This is a genomic window from Bacteroidota bacterium, assembly GCA_025059945.1.
GTDB lineage: Bacteria > Bacteroidota > Rhodothermia > JANXDC01 > JANXDC01 > JANXDC01.
In genome coordinates this window covers 100,203-119,479 of the sequence record JANXDC010000011.1, presented here as the reverse complement: position 1 = coordinate 119,479, position 19,277 = coordinate 100,203, and the positions used below count along the sequence as shown (strand labels likewise).

18 protein-coding genes are annotated in these 19,277 nt (G+C 63.3%); 12 read left to right on the top strand and 6 right to left on the bottom strand.

Translation table 11 applies throughout. The annotated features are described in order from the left end of the window. Positions 1 to 4: 4 nt before the first annotated feature. From NZ993_06315 to NZ993_06295, 5 genes are all read left to right on the top strand, one after another. Positions 5 to 412 carry a DUF4293 domain-containing protein gene (locus tag NZ993_06315; protein ID MCS7155407.1) on the top strand — a complete coding sequence of 136 codons (408 nt, stop codon included), beginning with the start codon at positions 5 to 7 and terminating at the stop codon, positions 410 to 412. Between the two features lie 273 nt (positions 413 to 685). After that, a complete protein-coding gene (locus NZ993_06310; protein MCS7155406.1) occupies positions 686 to 1,483 on the top strand; it encodes a tetratricopeptide repeat protein in 798 nt (265 codons plus the stop codon). 237 nt (positions 1,484 to 1,720) lie between these two features. Beyond that, positions 1,721 to 3,022 (top strand): Glu/Leu/Phe/Val dehydrogenase, encoded by a 1,302-nt coding sequence (locus tag NZ993_06305; protein MCS7155405.1) that lies wholly within the window; start codon positions 1,721 to 1,723, stop codon positions 3,020 to 3,022. A gap of 31 nt (positions 3,023 to 3,053) precedes the next feature. After that, positions 3,054 to 3,620, top strand: coding sequence for a hypothetical protein (locus tag NZ993_06300; GenBank protein ID MCS7155404.1), 567 nt, complete (start codon positions 3,054 to 3,056; stop codon positions 3,618 to 3,620). Further along, positions 3,617 to 5,236: an Ig-like domain-containing protein gene (locus NZ993_06295; GenBank protein ID MCS7155403.1), complete on the top strand. Its 1,620-nt coding sequence runs from the start codon at positions 3,617 to 3,619 to the stop codon at positions 5,234 to 5,236. The genes NZ993_06300 and NZ993_06295 overlap by 4 nt, the downstream gene beginning before the upstream one ends. Here NZ993_06295 and NZ993_06290 read toward each other — a convergent pair. The 5 genes from NZ993_06290 to NZ993_06270 all read right to left on the bottom strand — a co-directional run bounded on the left by NZ993_06290 (position 5,233) and on the right by NZ993_06270 (position 10,123). Continuing rightward, complete coding sequence (locus NZ993_06290; GenBank protein MCS7155402.1) at positions 5,233 to 6,456, bottom strand: ABC transporter permease; 1,224 nt, start codon at positions 6,454 to 6,456, stop codon at positions 5,233 to 5,235. The two genes, NZ993_06295 and NZ993_06290, sit on opposite strands and share 4 nt — an antisense overlap. Continuing rightward, the gene (locus tag NZ993_06285) at positions 6,453 to 7,022 is read right to left on the bottom strand and encodes a PH domain-containing protein (protein MCS7155401.1); all 570 of its coding nucleotides are present in this window, start codon (positions 7,020 to 7,022) and stop codon (positions 6,453 to 6,455) included. Before NZ993_06285 ends, NZ993_06290 begins: the two co-directional genes overlap by 4 nt. Continuing rightward, a complete protein-coding gene (locus NZ993_06280; GenBank protein MCS7155400.1) occupies positions 7,006 to 7,794 on the bottom strand; it encodes a hypothetical protein in 789 nt (262 codons plus the stop codon). The genes NZ993_06285 and NZ993_06280 overlap by 17 nt, the downstream gene beginning before the upstream one ends. 13 nt (positions 7,795 to 7,807) lie before the next feature. Further along, positions 7,808 to 8,737, bottom strand: a complete 930-nt coding sequence (locus tag NZ993_06275; protein MCS7155399.1) for a PhzF family phenazine biosynthesis protein — start codon at positions 8,735 to 8,737, stop codon at positions 7,808 to 7,810. 66 nt (positions 8,738 to 8,803) lie between these two features. After that, positions 8,804 to 10,123 carry a bifunctional folylpolyglutamate synthase/dihydrofolate synthase gene (locus tag NZ993_06270; protein ID MCS7155398.1) on the bottom strand — a complete coding sequence of 440 codons (1,320 nt, stop codon included), beginning with the start codon at positions 10,121 to 10,123 and terminating at the stop codon, positions 8,804 to 8,806. A 150-nt stretch (positions 10,124 to 10,273) separates the two neighbouring features. On the opposite strand from NZ993_06270, the gene NZ993_06265 reads away from it, so the two are divergent. From NZ993_06265 to NZ993_06235, 7 genes are read left to right on the top strand one after another with little or no spacing between them, the layout of a single operon-like run. Next, positions 10,274 to 10,771: an Lrp/AsnC family transcriptional regulator gene (locus NZ993_06265; GenBank protein ID MCS7155397.1), complete on the top strand. Its 498-nt coding sequence runs from the start codon at positions 10,274 to 10,276 to the stop codon at positions 10,769 to 10,771. A gap of 14 nt (positions 10,772 to 10,785) precedes the next feature. After that, positions 10,786 to 11,919 (top strand): 4-hydroxyphenylpyruvate dioxygenase, encoded by a 1,134-nt coding sequence (gene hppD / locus NZ993_06260; GenBank protein ID MCS7155396.1) that lies wholly within the window; start codon positions 10,786 to 10,788, stop codon positions 11,917 to 11,919. A 4-nt stretch (positions 11,920 to 11,923) separates the two neighbouring features. Beyond that, positions 11,924 to 12,925, top strand: a complete 1,002-nt coding sequence (locus tag NZ993_06255) for a fumarylacetoacetate hydrolase family protein (protein MCS7155395.1) — start codon at positions 11,924 to 11,926, stop codon at positions 12,923 to 12,925. A gap of 12 nt (positions 12,926 to 12,937) precedes the next feature. Then, positions 12,938 to 14,107, top strand: coding sequence for a homogentisate 1,2-dioxygenase (locus NZ993_06250; GenBank protein ID MCS7155394.1), 1,170 nt, complete (start codon positions 12,938 to 12,940; stop codon positions 14,105 to 14,107). Positions 14,108 to 14,110: 3 nt separating this feature from the next. Beyond that, the gene (locus NZ993_06245; GenBank protein ID MCS7155393.1) at positions 14,111 to 14,773 is read left to right on the top strand and encodes a flavin reductase family protein; all 663 of its coding nucleotides are present in this window, start codon (positions 14,111 to 14,113) and stop codon (positions 14,771 to 14,773) included. Positions 14,774 to 14,785: 12 nt separating this feature from the next. Continuing rightward, positions 14,786 to 16,090 (top strand): aminotransferase class I/II-fold pyridoxal phosphate-dependent enzyme, encoded by a 1,305-nt coding sequence (locus NZ993_06240; GenBank protein ID MCS7155392.1) that lies wholly within the window; start codon positions 14,786 to 14,788, stop codon positions 16,088 to 16,090. Positions 16,091 to 16,148: 58 nt separating this feature from the next. Then, positions 16,149 to 17,186, top strand: a complete 1,038-nt coding sequence (locus tag NZ993_06235; GenBank protein ID MCS7155391.1) for an L-threonylcarbamoyladenylate synthase — start codon at positions 16,149 to 16,151, stop codon at positions 17,184 to 17,186. A 2-nt stretch (positions 17,187 to 17,188) separates the two neighbouring features. Here NZ993_06235 and glgP read toward each other — a convergent pair whose 3' ends face one another. Then, positions 17,189 to 19,273 carry an alpha-glucan family phosphorylase gene (gene glgP, locus NZ993_06230; protein ID MCS7155390.1) on the bottom strand — a complete coding sequence of 695 codons (2,085 nt, stop codon included), beginning with the start codon at positions 19,271 to 19,273 and terminating at the stop codon, positions 17,189 to 17,191. Positions 19,274 to 19,277 lie beyond the last annotated feature (4 nt).

Here is a 19,277-nt window from a genome sequence, read left to right as displayed (position 1 = left end):
TGCGATGTGGCAGCGCGTGCAAACCCTATATCTGCTGGTGGCGAACCTATGCCTGCTCACTTTACTGTCTTTTGCGCCCGTCCTAGCCCCTGCGCTGCGGGCGCTTCCCTGGATAGGGTGGCTCTGGTGGGGGCTTCCTACGGGGGCCTTGCTGCTAGCTTCCGCGGCGATCGGCGTGTTTCGAAACCGTCGCCTGCAGATGGCGCTCGTGCGCTTGGCCGCTATTCTGACTGCTGGGGCCGCCGGGCTTTCGCTTGCGCTCATCTTCAACCTTGAGCTGTATCGCCTACGGCCCCTGGCCGCGTTCGGAGTGGGGATACTGCCCATCATGGGCTATCTGCTCCTGAGCGCGGCGCGGCGGGCTATCTGGCGAGACGAGCAGGCCCTACAGCGCACGCATCGGCTGCGCTAAAGGCCTTCTTCCGTTGCCTTCCAGTTCGCTTAGGGCATACCTTTGTATGCTCCTGCCTCTCAAGGCAGGATGTTTTTCTGCATGGCCGCATCGCATGTCCATACGCCGTGTCCTTCCTGCGGGGCTCTCTACATCCCCTCGCTTGATTGTCCAAGTTGCGGCTACCGAGACGAAGAACCCGACCGGGTGGGCCAGCAGGGCGGGGCCGCATCCGCAGAAGCGGTCGCATGCCCACGATGCCGGGCTCTGTCCCCAGCTGGGGCCCGTTACTGCATGCACTGCGGCAATCCCTTCAACGGCCATGACCGAGAGGCCAAGCCCGATCCGCAGCGCCTGCGGCGCACCCAGTGGGGTACGGTGATAGCGGCCGGCGCCCTGTTCGGCCTGCTTGTGGCGAGCGGTCCTGCGGGGATCCGGCCCCCATCCGGCCCAAACGCATCCCTCCTCGATAGCACCACGATTCCCTCCCAGGTCCCGAAGATGAGCGCATCCCAACAAGCACGGCTGGCGGAGCTACAAGAGGCCCTCAGCCGGGCCCGGGATCCGCAGGAGCGTCGACGCCTGGCTCATGAGCTGGCCCATGCCTATCAGGAGGCCGGACAACCGGACCGCGCCGCGACCATCCTGACTCGTCTGGCCCAGGAGCAGCCATCGGTGGACCTCTGGCGACAGATCGGGGATCTGTACACGGATTGGATGCTGCGACAATCCGAACCGGGGATCCGGGAAGCGATACTGGAACGCGCTGTGGGCGCCTATCGGGAAGCGCTAAAACTGGACCCCGACAACCTGGACATCCGAGTAGATATGGCTTTTTGCTACGCGCAGAGCTCCCAAGAGCCTATGCGGGCTGTAGAGGAGCTCAACGCCGTGCTGCGCAGCGACTCCCTACATCCACGGGCCAACCTCCTGCTGGGCCTGCTGCGCATGCAAATCGGCCGCTTCGCCCAGGCTATCGAGGCCTTCGACAAGGTCCTTGCCCGCGTTGCGAGCGGTTCGCCGCTGCATGAACAAGCCCAGCTGCTGCGCCGCCAGGCCCTCGCCCGCCAGCAAACCCGCACCGAGGAATAGGAGAACCGCAGATGCCCTGTGGACGCAAACGCAAACGCAAGAAGATCAACACCCACAAACGCAAAAAGCGCCTCCGCAAGATGCGCCACAAAAAGAAGTAGCCGGCGCTTTTAGCATGCCTCTTGGGAGGCCCGACAGTAGCGCGCAAATCAGGCGATCGCAAGCTACAAGGGCGAGCGTGCCAGTATAGGGGGAAAGATGGCCGCTTCGAGCCACCACGGAGCATCACAGCAGCCTATGGCCGCACACGACGTCTACAAACCCGCGATCTATCAGGAACCGGGGCCGCCCCTGGATCGCGAAAATCCGTTTGAGTCCATGATGCGCCGTTTCGACATCGCGGCCCAGATCCTGAACTTGGACCCCGGCATCTACGAGTTCCTCAAAACACCCACCAAGATCGTCATCACGGCCGTGCCCGTCATCATGGACGACGGCTCCATCCAGGTTTTCGAAGGCTACCGGGTCATCCACAGCGAAATCCTGGGTCCCTCAAAGGGCGGAATCCGCTACGCGCCGGATGTGACGCTGGACGAAGTCAAGGCCTTGGCCGCCTGGATGACCTGGAAATGCGCCGTCATGGATATCCCGTTCGGGGGGGCCAAGGGCGCGGTTAAGTGCGATCCCGCTCAAATGAGCCCGGGCGAAATCGAACGGCTTACGCGCCGCTACACGGCCAACCTAATCGACGTGTTCGGTCCCGATACGGACATCCCGGCGCCGGATCTGAACACCAACGAGCAGATCATGGCCTGGATCATGGACACGTACTCCATGCACGCGCGGCGCACGGTGACGGCCGTGGTCACGGGCAAACCCCTTGTGCTGGGCGGGTCCCGTGGGCGTCGGGAAGCCACAGGACGCGGGGTCATGACCGTGACGCTGGCGGCGATGGAAAAGCTCGGCCTGCGGCCCCATCAGAGTCGGGTCGCCGTGCAGGGATTCGGCAACGTGGGCTCCGTGTCGGCTCTGCTGTTGCACCAGCAGGGTTGCCGCGTTGTGGCCATTAGCGACATCACGGGCGGCTACTACAACGAACACGGCATCGACATTCCGGCCGCCATCGAATACGTGCAGCGCAACCGCACCCTTGAGGGCTTTTCGGGCGGGGAGCGGATTACAAACGAAGAGCTGCTCACGCTCGATGTGGAGGTGCTCATTCCGGCCGCGCGTGAGGATCAGATCACGGCCTCCATTGCTCAGCGGGTTCGGGCTAAGCTTATCGTCGAGGGGGCCAACGGCCCCACCACGGCCAGCGCCGACCCCATCTTGAACGAAAAGGGCACTATGGTCGTGCCCGACATCCTGGCCAACGCCGGCGGCGTGACGGTCTCTTATTTCGAATGGGTCCAAGACCGGCAGGGGTACTTCTGGTCCGAGGAGCGCGTAAACAGGCGCCTTAACCGCGCCATGCGGAACGCCTTCGAGAAGGTCTTCGATACCGCCCAGCGGTACAACGTATCCCTTCGCATCGGCGCCTACGTGCTGGCCGTGGACAAGGTCGCCACCACCTTGAAGTTACGCGGCATTTATGCGTGATCCGAGGCCGGCTGGACCGCTTCGGAGGCTCATGCGGCGCAGTCTGGCCGGCCTGGCGCTTAGCGCGGTGGCCCTCGGCGGAGCGTGGGCGCAACCGGCTCTTGAGACGCGGTTATTGGAGCTTCTGGCGGAGTGCGCGGCCCAGATCAGGCGCCCCGACTCGCTTTTCGCCGTGAGCCTGCAGGACCGCCTGCTGCCGTTGAGCGCCTATCCCGGCTGGATCCATGGACTAACGCAAGCCGGATGGCGGGTGCGGGCCTCCACAGATCCGCCGCTGCTGGAGGTGATCAACGTAGAGGTGCGAGTGCGCTATCGCCGCTTGCGCCGCGGTCTGGAGCGCAGCGCCGCTATGGAGCTCACATATCGTATCTTGGGACCTGAAGCCCTTGTGTTGCGGGCCGGTCGGTGTGCCGCGACTTCGCTCGATACCTTGCCCCGCAGCGCGCGCCCAGAGCCCCTGCCGGAGGGCTGGCCGGGACGCGTAGAGCAGCAGGCCAGCGCGGCTTGGTGGGAGCGCTACGCGCAGCCCCTGTTTTTGGCCGCCTCCACCGCGGCGCTGCTGTATCTGCTTTTTACCGTGCGCAGCCCCGGTTCATGAGCCGTTGGCCGCTGCTACTTCTTCTTCTCTGCGCCTGCGCTACTCCAAGCCCCCCTACGGGCGGGCCGGAGGACCGAAAGCCCCCCCGCCTGGTGCGCTCCGATCCGGCCAACGGCGCCACGAAAGTCCTAAGGCCCGAAATTCGGCTTTGGTTCGACGAGTGGATCGATCCGGCGAGCCTGGAGCGCGCCCTGGAGCTTACGCCCTACCCGGCTGCGCCGCCTCGGGTGGCGATCTCGGGCCGCAGCGTGCGCATCCGTCTGCCTCGGCTAGAGGCCGAACGCACCTACGTGCTCATCCTGACCACAGAACTGCGGGATCTAAGGGGCAACCGCCTGGAGCGCCCCATAGAGCTTGCCTTCTCTACGGGTGCCCGACTGGATACGCTCGGGCTGTCGGGGCTTGTGCTTCTGGCCTCTACAGGCCAGCCCCCGTCTTCACCGTGGACGGTGGGGCTATATCGAATCGAATCCGATCAAAGGGAACCCGCTCGAGCCGATTACATAACGCAAACCGGGCCGGATGGGCGCTTTCGGTTTCGCTCCCTTAGCCCCGGCTCCTACTGGGTGCTGGCCTATGCGGACTACAACGGAAACCGACGCCCGGATGGACAAGAGCCGCGCGCCCTGGCAGATCAGGGGCCGATCAGACTCCCCGCAGATACCTTAAGGCGACCCCTGCTGGGACATCCTCCGGACCCAGGACCGCTGCGGCTCGCTGAGGTCCGGGTCTTGGGAACGCACCTGCTGGAGGCCCGCTTCTCTGGGCCCTGGCGGGGGAACTGTCCAGAGTGGACGCTTCTAGACAGCGCGGAGGCCAGATGGTCGATCGCGGGCTGGTATCGGGCTGGCCCTCGTTCGGCGCGGCTTCTTTTGGCCGAGCCCCTTCGGCCTGGTGCGTACCGGCTCATTGCCGAGGGCATGCGCGATAGCCTCGAACGCCAAACGGGGTCGCTTTCGGTTCGCTTTCGCGTTCTTCGCACCCCCAACTTAAGGTCCCCTCCTCCCCCCCGAGAAGACCGGGCGCGGCTAGCGCCCCCTGATACGCTTGCGCTATTGCCCTCAGATTCCCTGCGCTTAGAGCTCTCCCTTCCCCTTGAAGCGGAGGCGCTCCGGAGGGCCCTGCGGCTTTACGCGGAGGCCGAGGCGATCCCGTATATGCTCTCCTCGGCCGAGGCCGTAACCTGCGGTCAGCCGGCGCTCATCTGGTGGGTGCGGCCGCAGGCCGGCTGGCCCGCCGGCGCTTTACTGCGCGTTCGCTTTGAGGATACCCTGCAAGCGCCCGAGCGCGCCTATCGGGTCCTACGTTCGGACGACGAGGCCGTGCTCTCCGGAACGGTGCTAGCGGCCCCGGAACAACCCGTGGAGCTTTGGCTCTTTGCGGCCGGGATTCCGGAGCCCGTTCGGCGAATACGCTTGGTGGGCTCGGCCGTGTTCCATTTTGCGGGTTTGCGGCCGGACCGATACCGGATCTTCGCCTTTGCGGACCGAAACGGCAACGGGCGCTGGGACGGGGGCCAACCGTGGGATAACCTCCCTGAGCCCGCCTGGTGGAGCGAACCCATTCGGCTGCGCCCCCGCTGGGAGGTCGCCGGGATACGCGTAGAGCTGCGTTAGCCGAAGCGCAGCGCCTCAACAGGGTGCAGCCGGGCCGCTATGCGGGCCGGAAACCACGTGCTGGCCCAGCAGAGCAGCAAGGCTACAGCGGAAACGAGCACCAAGTCCGTAGCGGCCATGTACACAGGCGCCCGCTCTACGTAGTACACCTCTACCGGAAGCGGTAAAATCCCATAACGCAGCTGCAAGAAGCCCAACAGCAGGGCCAGCGCATTTCCGAGCCCCACCCCGATCGTCCCCAGCAACAGCCCTTCGCATACAAACAACCGGGCGATGGATCGATCCGTGGCCCCAAGCGTCTTGAGGATCCCGATGTGCGCGGTTTTCTCTAGCACCATCATAAGCAGGGTGCCCACCAGGTTAAAGGCCGCCACGATGACCAGGATGCCCAACACAAGCGGGATCGTGCTCTGCTGAAGTTCGATCCAGGCGAAGAGGTTTCGATAAAGGCGGAAAATCGAGCGGGCCATCACGGGAAACCCGAGCCGGGCTTCGATTTCGTCCGCCACGCGTTCGGCCTGATGGGGGTCGCTCAGTTGTACGTCGATGCGGCTCACCGCATCTGGGGCGTAGCCCAGCAGGCTACGGGCCTGGTCGATGTGCACGAACACGAAAGCCTCGTCGAAGTCGACTAACCCCGTCTCGTACAGACCGGCCACGCGCAGCCTAGTTGCGCGCGGTAGGATAAGGGAGGAGGGGTCCCCGTTCGCCCAGTAGAGCCAAAATTCCCCCCCTAGCCCGACCCCCAGACGGCGGGCCAAGGTCCGAGAAAGCATCGCCGTGGGCCTCTCGGAGGCCTCTAGCCCGTAGCGGCCCTCCACAAGACGGGTGCGGATAAAGGAAACGTCCCGCTCGGGGTCCACCCCCTGCACGATCACCCCGTCCACGTCCCGAGGCCCCTGGGCGATGACTTGTCCGTATACAACGGGGGCGGCGCGTAGGATCTGCGGGTCCAGCTGTTCTAGTACATGCAGGAGGCTATCGGCCCCATACAGGGGTCCCTCGGTGTAGCGCATCACCTGCACGTGCGCACCGAAACCCATGATTTTGGTTGTGATCTCTCGACTAAACCCTCGAGACAGGAAAAGCGCCAGTTCCAGGGCGGCCACGCCCACAGCCACCCCCGCTATGGCGAGAAGGGTGATAAAGCGCAAAAAGGTGCGTCCGCCTTGTCTGCGCAAAAGGGCCCAGGCCAGCCAGCGTTCCCAAAGTCGCCTCATGAACCTTCCCTTTTGGGCCTGGACTCTAGCTCCGCTTTCTGGCGCTGAAATTCCTCCTCCGAAAGCAGCCCCTGAGCCCAAAGCCCGACCAGGGTCTGCAGTCGGTCGCCCACGTCGGTGCCGCGGTAGGGGTATAACGCCTGCTCGGATTCTAGGGGGGCGGCCGACTCGGGCTCCGGAAGCAGCACCTGGCGCAGGCGCTCGGCCCACCGCTCCGGATCGCGCAGATCCCGCAGCCGCAGGCTTCGGCCGTCGCGCAATTCCAAGACCAGATCCGCTAAGCCCAGCCGGCGCTGCCCTGAGGTGCGCTCCAGACGCAGGTGCGCCAACTCGCCGCGCCGTACCTCTACGGAAGCAGCCCACAGCCAACTCGGACGCACACGCAGCCGATCTTTTTCCAGTTCATAGAGCGCTCCCCAGCGGGCCACCCACCCGCCAAGCCCCAGCAGAAGGCCTAGCAAGCTGAAGAACCCGAACAGGGGCGGTGCGAGCACAGCCAGGATGACGCAAGCTCCCACGGCCGTCCACAGCCACAGTTGCCCCAGAGGATCAGGCCGAAAACGCATTCGGAAAATCCTCCTCCGCCGTACAGGCGGCAAGCCATACGGTGCTGAGCAGAAGTCGAGGAGGCTTGGCCCGCTCCAGCGCTGGATCGGCGCTAAGCAGGCTGAGCCGCTGCCCCTGGGTGTCCACGATTAGGTGATAAAACGGATGTCCGGTGACGGGGTTGTGCAACAGGCGGAGGCTGCGCAGGTATCCCCCCACCAGGGCGATGGGCTGCGGGGTGGCTTCTCCCTCTACTTCCGGAAACAGCCCCACGGGGAGAAAGCTTTTAGGGGCTATGTCTAAGAGGGCCGCTCCGAGCCCTTGGGTGTAGCTACGCAGATCCTCAAGCCGATCAAAGAACGCCAGATCTCCGCAGAAGCCGACGACCTGAAGCCGCAAGAGTCTAGAGCGCTCCAAAGCCTCCAGAGCGCACTGGAAATCCACCGCCTGCACGCAGATGGGGTAATCACCGGTGTGCACCCCTTCTACGTCAAGAAGGGCGTTCGCATCTCCGATCAAAAAGCCACACAAGGGGTATTCGGGGTCTTCGACGACCTGCGTAACGCGTACCCGTAGCGACGCCCCCGGGGATCGGAAAAACGGGATCACAGCGCCAGTAAAGGTGTGATCATGTAAGAACCCATACCAAAGTTCTATGCCCGCCTCCGACCAGCGGACGTAAAATCCTTTCTGGCATGGCACGCGCCGGCCCCCCTCCAAGAGTTCCCCTAGGGTGTCGACGAAGTCGTCCTCGCCAGTGAAGTGAAACCCCAGGGCTTCGAACGGCACCATGAGGTAGCCTCCTTCAGGGACGCGTCCCGATCTCAGCGCGCACCATGAAGCGGCCTTCAAAGACGGTGACGGCCTGTCCGCCGATCCAAAGGCGAGCCAACTCACCGTTTGGATAGGACTCTAGGCGCACGGCTACGCGCCCCCTCCGGGCCATCAGATCACCCTGCTCGCCCCTGTAGAAAAGTTTAGGTCTTTGCCCTTGCTCCTGGGCCACTCGGTACCAATACGCGCCCAAAGGGCCCTGCGCGGTGCCCGTTACGGGGTCCTCTAGGACCCCCCAACCGGGAGCGAAAAAGCGCAAGAACCAGTCGTCTTCTTCGTGAAAGACCTCCTGGGTGAACACGGCGAAGCCATGCACGTCAAAACGCCGCCCCAGCCTCTCCAGAAGCAGGGCATTCGGCTGCATGGTGCGCAGGCTCTCCAGGCGCACAACCGGCACGTAAACGTATCCATGCTGGGTGATCCAGATCGGCCGCTGCCAGTCAACCTCCACCTCAGCCAGGCCCAGGGCCCCACACAGATCTTCATAGTCCCCCGGATACGGAAAGAAACTCGGCAGCGGCAGCTCCATCCATACCAGAGGCTGATCTTCGACCCACTGGACCTCCACCTCCAGCTGACCCACTAGCGTCTGCACCCGGAACCGGGCTGTTGAACCCCGCTTCAGATCCATGCGGCCTTCCTCGGCCATGGCGTGAAAGGCCGCAATGGTGGCATGTCCGCACAGAGGGACCTCGGTGGTGGGGGTAAACCAACGCAGCCGAAGATCCGCTCCGGGCTCCGTAGGCGATAGCACGAAAACGGTCTCTGAGGCGTTTACCTCGCGCGCGATAAGTTGCAAAGCCCGATCCGGTAGCCCGTCTGCGTCCAATACGACGCCGGCCGGATTTCCGGCAAAGGGCATGCGCGTAAAGGCGTCGACTTGCTTGAAGGCGACCGCCATAGACCCTTTTGCTTTTCGATGAAAGTAGGGTCCCTCAGCGCTCCCGAGCAAGCCGGCATCCGGCTGTTACAGGCGCGGATCGGCGCGCTCCCCGAATAGGCAGAGCAGCTCGGCCACAAGGTACGTGGAACCACACGCCAGGATAAGGTCTTCGCTTTCCGCTTGATCCCGAAGGGCCGCCCAGGCTTCCTGGACCGTCTTATGGCATGCCGTAGGTCTTCCCAGAGCCTCGAAAGCCTCCCTTAAGCGCTCCGCAGCAAGGGCCCGCTTGCTTGGCGGTTCGGTCACGATCACGGCATCGGCCCAGGCGGCCAGGGCCGGAACCATGCGGGCGTAATCCTTGTCGGCCAGCACGCCAAATAGCAGCCAGCGGCGCCCGACGACCGGAAGCCGCCGGATTGTCTGCAGTAGTGCCCTCACCCCCTCCGGGTTGTGCGCCACGTCCAAGATCAGACGGGGGCGCTCAAGCAAGCGCTCCATGCGAGCCCGAAGGCCGCTGAGCTGCCGCACGCGCGCTAAACCCGTTCGTATAGCCTCCGGATTGAGGCGGCTGAAGCGCTCAGAAAGCCGCTCCGCCGCCCGCACGGCCAAGGCGGCGTTCTCCAGTTGATGCAGGCCGAGCAGACCCAGCTCCAACTCCGGATACGAGCCCGCGGGCGTGTAGAGGTCCCCTGAGAGCGCCTCCCAGCTCAGGCGCAGCCGCTCCCAGCGCACGCGCCCCGGAACGTACTCCAGCGAGCATCCCACCTCGCGCGCCACTTGCTCCAGCACACAACGGGCCTCTTTATGACGAGCCGCCGTAAGGGCGGGCCGTCCGGGTTTGAAAATGCCAGCCTTCTCGCGCGCGATCTCCACCGGAGTCGGCCCCAGGATCTCCGCATGGTCTGTGCCCACGTTGGTGACTATGGCGAGCTCAGGCAGCAAAACGTTCGTCGCATCCCATCGGCCTCCGAGCCCCACTTCAACTACGGCTAGGTCCACCTCCTGGTGGGCGAAATAGGCCAGACTCATGGCCACGGTGAACTCGAAGTAGCTGGGCTCAATACGGGCGATCCAGGGGCGTGCGCGGCCGACGAAGTCCGCGATCCATTCCCGCGAAGCGGGCTTCCCGTTTACGCGCATGCGCTCTCCGAGCTCAAGCAGGTGCGGCGAAGTGTGCAGACCAACCCGATAGCCGGCCGCCTGCCAGATGGCGGCCAGGAAAGCGCAGGTGGAGCCCTTCCCGTTTGTACCCCCCACGTGTATGACGGGGTAGGCCCGCTCCGGATGCCCTAAAGCCTCCAGAAGCGCCGCGATGCGCTCTAGCCCCCGTTTTAGCCCCCGCGCGGCCTGCCGCTCAAAGCTCGGCAGGCGCGCCAGCTCAGCCAACGCCGCTTCGTAAGTCATGACCTTTCTCCGGATCAGGCGAGCTATCGAACCCCGCCAGCCCCAAAACACCCCCAGGTTCAGGGGTCTTACGTGAGGATTTCCGGATTTAGACGATTCATGTTATATTCCGTCGAAGTTGCCCCCAAACCGGAAATATTCCGAGCGGATATGGACCAGCTGCCCTTGGATGCGATCGATCGCCGCATTCTAAACCTGCTTCAGGAAAACGGTCGGCTTACGAACGCCGATCTGGCCGAACGCGTGGGCCTCAGTCCGCCTCCTACGCTTCGGCGCGTGCGCAAGCTCGAACAAGAGGGCTATATCCGCAAGTATGTAGCGCTGCTAGATCCATATAAAATCGGTCGGGGCACGCTGGCCTTCGTCTTCGTGTCGCTGCGCGAGCACACGCTGGAGGCCATTGCGCAGCTGCGCCAGGCCGTAGAGCATATGCCCGAAGTCCTGGAGTGCTACCATATCGCCGGACAGACGGATTTCCTGCTCAAGGTCGCCGTGCGGGATATAGCGGAATACGAAGACTTCGTGCTGCACAAGCTCACTCCGGCCGCCCCGATCCGGCAAATCGAAACCCGCTTTGTCCTGCGCGCGCTCAAGCAGGAGACCAAGCTGCCGCTCTCGGAGGACCCCCCGCTTAAGTCGAAAAGATAAGAGGAGGACGGACCATGTCGCACGAGATCCTCTCCACGCCCAGCCAGCAGGCCCCTGAGGTGGACTTTCTCCCCATTAACGGCACAGACTACATCGAATTCTATGTGGGCAACGCCAAGCAGGCGGCTTACTTTTATCAGACCGCCTTCGGCTTTGAGCTCATCGCGTACCGGGGTCTAGAGACGGGCTCTCGCGAGATCACCTCTTACTGCCTGCAGCAGGGCAAGGTGCGCCTGGTGCTCAGCTCGGCTTACCATCCGGATCACCCCATCTGGGATCATGTGCGCAAGCACGGTGATGGGGTTCGGGATATCGCCTTGTGGGTTGACGACGCCGCAAGCGCTTTCGAGGAGACTGTGCGGCGCGGAGCCGAGCCCGTGCGCCCGCCCGAGGTGCTGGAGGATGAATTCGGCCAGGTGCGGCTTGCCTCGATTCGCACCTACGGAGACACGATCCACACCTTCGTGGAGCGCAAAGCCTATCACGGCCCCTTTCTGCCCGGCTACAAGCCCGTATCGACATCCTACCGTCCGGCGCCGGTGGGAATCGAATATGTCGATCACTGCGTGGGCAACGTGGAGCTGGGCAAGATGCTGCACTGGGTGGCCTTTTACCGAGACGTAATGGGCTTCCGGCAGCTGATTTCCTTTGACGACAAGGACATCTCCACCGAGTACTCCGCCCTCATGTCCAAGGTTATGGCAAACGGCAACGGCCGCATCAAGTTCCCCATCAACGAGCCGGCCTCAGGCAAGCGCAAATCCCAGATCGAGGAGTACTTGGAGTACTATCACGGTCCGGGCGTGCAGCATGTGGCGCTACACACCTCAAACATTTTGGAGACCGTGCGCGCGCTGCGAGAGCGCGGCGTCGCATTCCTATACGTCCCTACGACATACTACGACGATTTGCAGGCGCGGGTGGGCAAGATCGACGAACCCCTAGAGGAGTTGCGCGAGCTGGGCATTCTGGTCGACCGAGACGACGAGGGCTACCTGCTGCAGATCTTCACCAAGCCCGTACAAGATCGGCCGACCCTCTTTTACGAGATCATCCAGCGCAAGGGAGCTAAATCCTTCGGCAAGGGCAACTTTAAGGCGCTCTTTGAGGCCATAGAACGCGAGCAGGCCCTGCGGGGCAACCTATAGCCGGATGCGCTTGGTCAGCTTCCTGCATCCCCGATACGGGGAACAGGCCGGGCTTTGGGTTTCGGAGGAGCACGTGCTGAGCCTCTGCGTCCCGGCTTGGGCCGCGTATCGAAACGGCCAGATCAGCCGCAGCCGCTGGCACGCTCAGCTTAGGCGAAACCGTATGAGCTGTTGGCTGCAGGATGCGGATCGGCTTCTGGAGGCCGCCCATCAGAGCCTAGCGCTGTGGGGGGTTGACCCGGAGCTTGTGGCTCCGTTCCTTTTTCCCATGAGCGCCATCCGGATGCTCGCCCCGGTTCCGAGGCCGAGCGCGTTTCGGGACTTCTACGCCTTCCCCGAACACGTTCGGCGAAGCCGGGCCCGCAGAGGGCTGGAGGTGCCGCCGGAGTGGTATGAGATGCCCGTGTTCTATTTTTCCAACCCCGAAACCATCAAAGGCCCGGATGAGCCCATTCGGCGGCCTCCCTACACGCGGGCCCTGGACTACGAGCTGGAGCTCGGGGCCGTGTTGGGCTGGCCCGTTGAGGATGCCTCGCCTGAGGAGGCCGAACAGGCCATCTTGGGCTTTGTGATCCTGAACGACTGGAGCGCGCGCGACCTACAACGCCGGGAGATGGCTGTGGGCTTGGGGCCGGCCAAAAGCAAGGACTTCGCCACGAGCATAGGGCCTTGCCTGCTCACCGCGGACGAAGTTCGGGATCGCCGCTTGGACGGGGGCCGCTACGAGCTGACCATGCGGGCTTACGTCAACGGCCGTCTGATGAGCCAGGGCAACGCGCGCGACATGCACTATGGCTTTGGCGCCCTGCTAGCCTGGGCCAGTCAGGCCGTGCGCCTCAGCCCCGGAACGCTCATCGGCTCCGGAACCGTGGGCTCGGGCTGTCTGCTGGAGCTGGGCGCGCCCGAGGCGGTGCCCTGGCTTGAGCCCGGAGACGAAGTGGTGCTAGAAATCGAGCGTATCGGCCGCCTGCGCAATCGAATCGTCGACAGTACGACCCCCGTATAAGGAGAACCGGTCATGCCGTACTACGTACGTTTGGGCCAGCTGCCGCACAAGCGGCATACGCAATTTCGCAAGCCGGACGGATCCCTGTACGCTGAGGAGGTCTTCGGCACGGAGGGCTTTTCGGGCGTCTCGGCCATCTTGTACCATCTCTATCCGCCCACACGCATTGCGCGCATCCTTGAGCCCATTCCCTGGCAGCCGGAGGTGGTGCCCACGGATCTGCGTCCCCGCCATCTGCGCACCTGGCCTGCGCCCGAAGGCGGAGACTTTTTGTCTGCGCGCATACCGCTTCTGACCAACCCCGACGTCACGATTTCGATCGCCCGGCCCACGGAGGCCCACACGGGGTTTTTCTACAAAAACGCCGAGGGCGATGAGCTCATCTTCGTCCATCAAGGCCAAGGTGTGCTGGAGACGATCTTCGGCGATGTGCCCTTCGGCCCCGGAGATTACCTCATTATCCCGCGCGGCACAATACATCGGTATCGTTTCGAGGATTTCCCGGTGCGCCTGTTCATCGCCGACATGCGCGGGGCCATCCAGATCCCCAAAAAATACCGCAACGCTTATGGGCAGATGGAGGAACACGCCCCGTATTGTGAACGCGACATGCGCCCGCCTGTGGAGCTGCGCACCTACGACGAGACGGGCGACTTTGAGGTGCGGGTCAAAAAGCAAGGTTTTCTGTACCGCTTTATATATCCGCATCACCCGTTTGACGTGGTAGGCTGGGACGGCTACAACTACCCTTGGGCTATTTCTATACACGATTTTGAGCCCATCACGGGCCGCATACATCAGCCTCCGCCGGTGCATCAGATGTTCGCTGGGCCCAACTTGGTCGTATGCTCCTTTGTGCCGCGGCTCTTCGACTATCACCCCTTGGCCATCCCGGCCCCCTACAACCACTCCAACATCGACTCCGATGAGGTCCTCTACTACGTAGACGGCAACTTCATGAGCCGAAGGGGAATCGAGGTGGGCTCCCTTACGTTACATCCAGGCGGCATCCCCCATGGGCCGCATCCCGGAACCGTAGAGGCGAGCATCGGGGCCAAGGAGACCCGCGAGCTGGCCGTGATGCTCGATACGTTCCGTCCCCTTTCGCTCACCCGTCAAGCGTTGGCGCTTGAAGATCCGCAGTACGCCTACTCCTGGTTAGAGAAACCCGTAACGGCATAAGCTATGCGCGAAACTGCATACCGGTATCTAGATCTGGCCGTGCTGGGGCCCCAAGAGCGTTATAAGCTGCTCATCGGCGCCATTGTGCCTCGGCCGATCGCTTTTGTTTCGAGCGTAAACGCCAAGGGCCAGGCCAACCTGGCCCCCTTTAGCTTCTTTATGGGCGTCGGAGCCGATCCCCCCGCCCTGGCCATCTCTCCGATGCGGCGGGGGGATGGCTCCCCCAAAGACACCCTGCGCAACCTGGAGGAGACGGGGGAGTTCGTGGTGAACTTCGTTTCTTACGCGCTGCGAGAGGCCATGAACTGGGCTTCGGCCGATTGGCCTCCGGACGTGGACGAATTCGCCGTCTCGGGCCTTACCCCCCTGCCGAGTGTGCGCGTGCGGCCGCCTCGTGTGGCCGAATCCCCCCTGCACTTTGAATGCCGCGTCCTGCACATCCTGCCCATCGGCAAGGGCCCGCTAAGCGGCACGCTCGTAGTCGGCGAGGTGCTTGCGGCCCACGTGCATCCGGCCCTCTACGAAGAAGGTCGAATTCGTCTAGAGGCCTACGACCCGATTGGACGTCTAGGCGGATCGGCCTATGTGCGGGTCCGAACGGACGTCTTCGAACTGCCGCGACCGGATCCGGAGGCGATCGCGACCTATTTGCAGAGGAATCGCTAGCAAGGAGGCCCTATGCCAGGGAGGAGACGCTATCAGGTGCCCAGCCAGCTTATTCACGGCAAGTTCCATTCGAAGGCCTGGGACTATAGTCACCACGTCGTGCCCCCGATATCGACCTCCACTACTTTTCGGCTCGACTCCACTTATCGGGGGGCCGAGGGCTTCCAGCACTTCGCCCGAGAGGAATACTTAAGGGAAAAGCCCATCTACATCTACGATCGGCTCGGCGAACCCAACAAGGAGCTGCTGGAAGAACACCTGGCCATCGCCGAGGGCGGCGAGACGGCCATCACCTTTGCTACGGGTATGGCGGCCATATCGGCCATCCTGGGCGTGCTTTTGCGCCAGGGCCAACACATCGTAGCCCACAAGACGCTCTACGGCTGCACGCACAGCCTGCTTTACAACTGGCTGCCCCGCTACGGGATCCATACGACGCCCGTAGATCTTACCCACCCGGAGGCCTTGGAGCCGAATCTGCGCCCGGAGACGCGCGTGGTGTACTTCGAAACCCCCGTAAACCCCACGCTGGAGCTTATCGACATCCAGGCTGTGGCCAAGATCGTAAGCCACTCGAACGCCCACCGGAGCCCCCAAGAGCGCATCTACGTCGTGGTAGACAATACCTTCGCCACTCCTTATTGTCAGCGGCCCTTGGAGCTGGGAGCCGACTTCGTCGTGCACAGCCTGACGAAAAACATCGGGGGCTTCGGCACGGACATGGGCGGGGCTGTGATATGTCCGTGGTCGTTTCGGGACGATTTGCTCTTGTACCGCAAGGATTTCGGCGGCGCGCTCTCGCCACGCTCAGCCTGGAGCATCCTGGCCTACGGGCTGCCGAGCCTGGCCGTGCGCGTGGAGCGGGAACAGCAGACGGCCCAGATCGTGGCCGAATACCTGAGCCAACATCCCCGGGTGGCGCGGGTCGTCTATCCCGGCCTGCCCTCTTTTCCCCAGTACGAGTTGGCCCAGCGGCAAATGCGCGATTACCGGGGCCGTTTTGCGCCCGGCACGATCTTGTTTTTCGAACTGGCCGGGGCCACGGCGGCGGAACGGCAGCTGTTGGCGAGCGCCTTCATGAACTACATCGCCAAGCACGCCTACACGATCACGCTAGCCGTGAGCCTGGGCAACGTGCGCACGCTCATCGAGCACCCCAGCTCGATGACGCACGCCGCAATCCCCCCTGAGGTGCAGGAATCGATCGGCATTCCCGCTGGCGGCATTCGGCTTTCCATCGGACTGGAGGAGCCCGAGGATTTGATTCGTGATCTGGAAGCGGCCCTGAGCGCGATCCCGGAGACCGTCCCCTCTTAAATGACGCCCTCTATGCCCCCTTGAAGCGGATTACGGGCCGGTGCCGTAACTTTGCGCCGTGAAAACGGTTCTGCGCAAAGTCCATCCCGAAAAACCCGAGCGGCGCATTATCGCCGAGGCCGCTCAGGTGATTCGACGCGGGGGGTTGGTGGCGTTTCCCACGGAGACCGTCTACGGATTAGGGGCCAACGCGCTTGACGAGGCGGCGGTGCGGCGCGTCTTCGAAGTCAAAGGTCGCCCTCCTGAGGATCCCCTCATCGTGCATGTTCCCAATCTGGCCATGGTCTCCTACGTAGCCGCCTACGTGCCAGATGCCGTCTATCAGCTAGCCCAGCGCTTTTGGCCCGGCCCCTTGACGGTAGTGCTGCCACGTCTGCATTTGCTCTCCCCCCTGGTGACGGGCGGTGGAGATACGGTGGCGGTGCGGATCCCCGCTCATCCGGTGGCATTGGGCCTGCTGCGGGCCGCTGATACCCCCCTGGTGGCCCCCAGCGCGAACCTGTTTGGCCACACCAGCCCCACGACGGCAGAGCACGTGCTGGCGGATCTGGAGGGACGCATCGAGATGATCTTGGATGCGGGCCCCACGCCGATCGGAGTCGAATCCACGGTACTGGACTTAACCCGCACACCGCCCGTCATTTTGCGACCCGGCGGGATCACGCCCGAGGCGCTTCAGGCCGTCCTGGGAACGGTGGAGCTGCTGGAGCGATCGCCCAAAGGGCCCCTGCGCTCTCCGGGCTTGCTGGAGCGCCACTACGCCCCCCGCAAACCCCTGGAGCTGCTCATCGGATCCCAGGAGCGCATCCTTGAACACTTAAGGCAGCAGCTTCGCACCAGCCCTCTTCGACTGGGTCTGCTATTGGCCTCCGAGGACGTAGCCCACTTGCCCCAATGGGAGCCACATGTTGTAGAGGTGGTGGGATCTGTGAGCGATCTGTCCGAGGTGGCGCGCAACCTGTATGCCGCTCTGCGACGCCTGGATCGATCTCCGGCGGAGCGCCTCATTGCGCGGGATTTCGGATGCAAGGGGCTTGGTTTGGCTATCCGAGATCGGCTGCGTCGAGCGGCCGATCGGGTGATCCGGCTTGACTGAGCCTAAGTTCGCACCGAACTCGGCAGTGCGCTATAGGCTTGTTCTTGATAGGCCAGAAGCATCCGGTGTGTGTTAAAAACCGGAAGCAGGCTCTTCCAGGCCTCCCGAATCCGGGCCAGCCACCGACGAGGCAAACCCAGGGCGTCGCGTTCAAAGAAAGCGGGAATGATCTCGGTTTCCAGAAGCTCATAGAGCGCCTCGGCGTCGCGCTCGTCCTGCTGCTGCGGATCCCGCTCCTCGGGCCCGTCTCCGATCGCCCATCCGTTTCGGCCGTTGAAACCCTCGCACCACCAACCATCCAGCACGCTGGCTTGAAGACCGGCATGCAGAACGACCTTCATGCCGCTGGTGCCGCTGGCCTCAAAAGGGCGGCGCGGGGTGTTCAGCCACAGATCGCAGCCTGAAACGAGCATGCGCGCCACATACAGGTCGTAGTTCTCCAGGAGCACGATTTTGCCCGCAAACTCCGGGCGCTGGGCCATGTGGTAGATCTCCTGCAGGAGCCGCTTGCCCCAATCGTCCCGGGGATGCGCTTTTCCGGCAAACAGAATCTGAACGGGCCGATCCGGATCGCCCAGCAGACGGGCCAGACGATCCGGATAACGGAACAAAAGCGTGGCGCGTTTATACGGAGCAAACCGACGGGCAAAGCCGATCGTGAGCGCCTCAGCATTGAGCAGGAGCGGCGGAAACGGCAAAGACTGCGCCCGCACGTATTCGCGCACGAAGGCCAGAAGCCGCAAACGCAACCGGTTGCGATACGCCCAAAGGGCCTCATCGGAGATCTCGTCGATCCGAGACCAGAAGGCCGGATCAACCTGATGGGCCTCCCAGTCGGGGCCCAAGTGCCGAGATAGAAACGCCTGCGCCTCCGACGCAGCCCATGTGGCCAAGTGCACGCCGTTGGTGATGTATCCGATGGGCACCTCCTGCACCGGACGCCCAGGATAGAGCGATTGCCACATGTGGCGCGAAACCTCCCCATGCAGACGGCTTACGCCGTTGGCCCATCGAGAGCCCTTAAGAGCAAGCACGGTCATGCAGAGGGGCTCGTGCGAATCCCCGGTGTTGACGCGGCCCAGCGCCAGAAGCTGATCTTGGCTCAGGCCCAGTTCGATGCGATACCCACCCAGTACGCGTTCCACCAGTTCTGCCGGGAACCGGTCATGACCGGCGTCCACAGGCGTGTGGGTAGTGAAGACGCATCGGGCTCGCACCTGGTCCCAGGCTTCCTCCAGCTCCAGCCCCTGGGCCCGAGCTTCACGCAAAAGCTCCAACGTGAGGAAAGCGCAGTGCCCCTCGTTGAGATGAAACACCTCAGGCTTTAGGCCCAGCGCCCGCAGCAGCCGCACCCCGCCAATCCCTAGCAGGGCCTCCTGGCGGATGCGCAGCTCCGGTCCGTCGGCGTACAGCCGGCGCGTGAGGGCTCGGTCGGATTCTGCGTTGCTGTCGAAATCCGCATCGAGCAAGTACAAAGGCACCCGCCCCACTTGCACCTTCCAGGCCCTCAGCCACACCCGGCGGCCGTCAAGCGGCACCGAAACGATTACGGGGGGGCCATCGGGATGCGTAAGCGGCACAAGAGGCCCCCGATAGGGGTCGATCCGCTCGTAGAACTCCTGCTGCCATCCGTCAGGGGAGAAGCGCTGCGTAAAATACCCCTCCCGCCAGAAGATCCCCACCCCCACCAGGGGAAGGCCTAGGTCGCTAGCTGACTTTAGGTGATCTCCGGCCAACACCCCCAGACCGCCCGCGTATTGTGGCAAACTCTCATGCAGGGCGAATTCCATGCAGAAGTAGGCTACAAGACCCTGATTGTGACCGTTACGGGACGGCTCCTCCATGTAGGAACGAAAGCGCTCGTAGACGGTCCGCAAATGCTCCCGAAAGGCCTCGCTTGCCAAGCGTTCTCGCAGGAGCGACTCATCTAAGGCCCGCCATACGGCCACCGGGTTGTGGCCGCTGGACTCCCACAGGACAGGATGCAGGGCTTCAAAGAGGGCCTGGGCCTCTGGATGCCAACTCCACCAGAGGTTGTAGGCTAGCTCGCGCAACCGGGCGCGCGTTTGCTCTACCGTCCAGCTCATGCCA

Bases quoted from the DNA above. Each gene is read 5' to 3' on its own strand.
- NZ993_06315 (MCS7155407.1), top strand. From the start codon at position 5: ATGTGGCAGCGCGTGCAAACCCTATATCTGCTGGTGGCGAACCTATGC.
- NZ993_06310 (MCS7155406.1), top strand. From the start codon at position 686: ATGCACTGCGGCAATCCCTTCAACGGCCATGACCGAGAGGCCAAGCCC.
- NZ993_06305 (MCS7155405.1), top strand. From the start codon at position 1,721: ATGGCCGCACACGACGTCTACAAACCCGCGATCTATCAGGAACCGGGG.
- NZ993_06300 (MCS7155404.1), top strand. From the start codon at position 3,054: ATGCGGCGCAGTCTGGCCGGCCTGGCGCTTAGCGCGGTGGCCCTCGGC.
- NZ993_06295 (MCS7155403.1), top strand. From the start codon at position 3,617: ATGAGCCGTTGGCCGCTGCTACTTCTTCTTCTCTGCGCCTGCGCTACT.
- NZ993_06290 (MCS7155402.1), bottom strand. From the start codon at position 6,456: ATGAGGCGACTTTGGGAACGCTGGCTGGCCTGGGCCCTTTTGCGCAGA.
- NZ993_06285 (MCS7155401.1), bottom strand. From the start codon at position 7,022: ATGCGTTTTCGGCCTGATCCTCTGGGGCAACTGTGGCTGTGGACGGCC.
- NZ993_06280 (MCS7155400.1), bottom strand. From the start codon at position 7,794: ATGGTGCCGTTCGAAGCCCTGGGGTTTCACTTCACTGGCGAGGACGAC.
- NZ993_06275 (MCS7155399.1), bottom strand. From the start codon at position 8,737: ATGGCGGTCGCCTTCAAGCAAGTCGACGCCTTTACGCGCATGCCCTTT.
- NZ993_06270 (MCS7155398.1), bottom strand. From the start codon at position 10,123: ATGACTTACGAAGCGGCGTTGGCTGAGCTGGCGCGCCTGCCGAGCTTT.
- NZ993_06265 (MCS7155397.1), top strand. From the start codon at position 10,274: ATGGACCAGCTGCCCTTGGATGCGATCGATCGCCGCATTCTAAACCTG.
- hppD (MCS7155396.1), top strand. From the start codon at position 10,786: ATGTCGCACGAGATCCTCTCCACGCCCAGCCAGCAGGCCCCTGAGGTG.
- NZ993_06255 (MCS7155395.1), top strand. From the start codon at position 11,924: ATGCGCTTGGTCAGCTTCCTGCATCCCCGATACGGGGAACAGGCCGGG.
- NZ993_06250 (MCS7155394.1), top strand. From the start codon at position 12,938: ATGCCGTACTACGTACGTTTGGGCCAGCTGCCGCACAAGCGGCATACG.
- NZ993_06245 (MCS7155393.1), top strand. From the start codon at position 14,111: ATGCGCGAAACTGCATACCGGTATCTAGATCTGGCCGTGCTGGGGCCC.
- NZ993_06240 (MCS7155392.1), top strand. From the start codon at position 14,786: ATGCCAGGGAGGAGACGCTATCAGGTGCCCAGCCAGCTTATTCACGGC.
- glgP (MCS7155390.1), bottom strand. From the start codon at position 19,273: ATGAGCTGGACGGTAGAGCAAACGCGCGCCCGGTTGCGCGAGCTAGCC.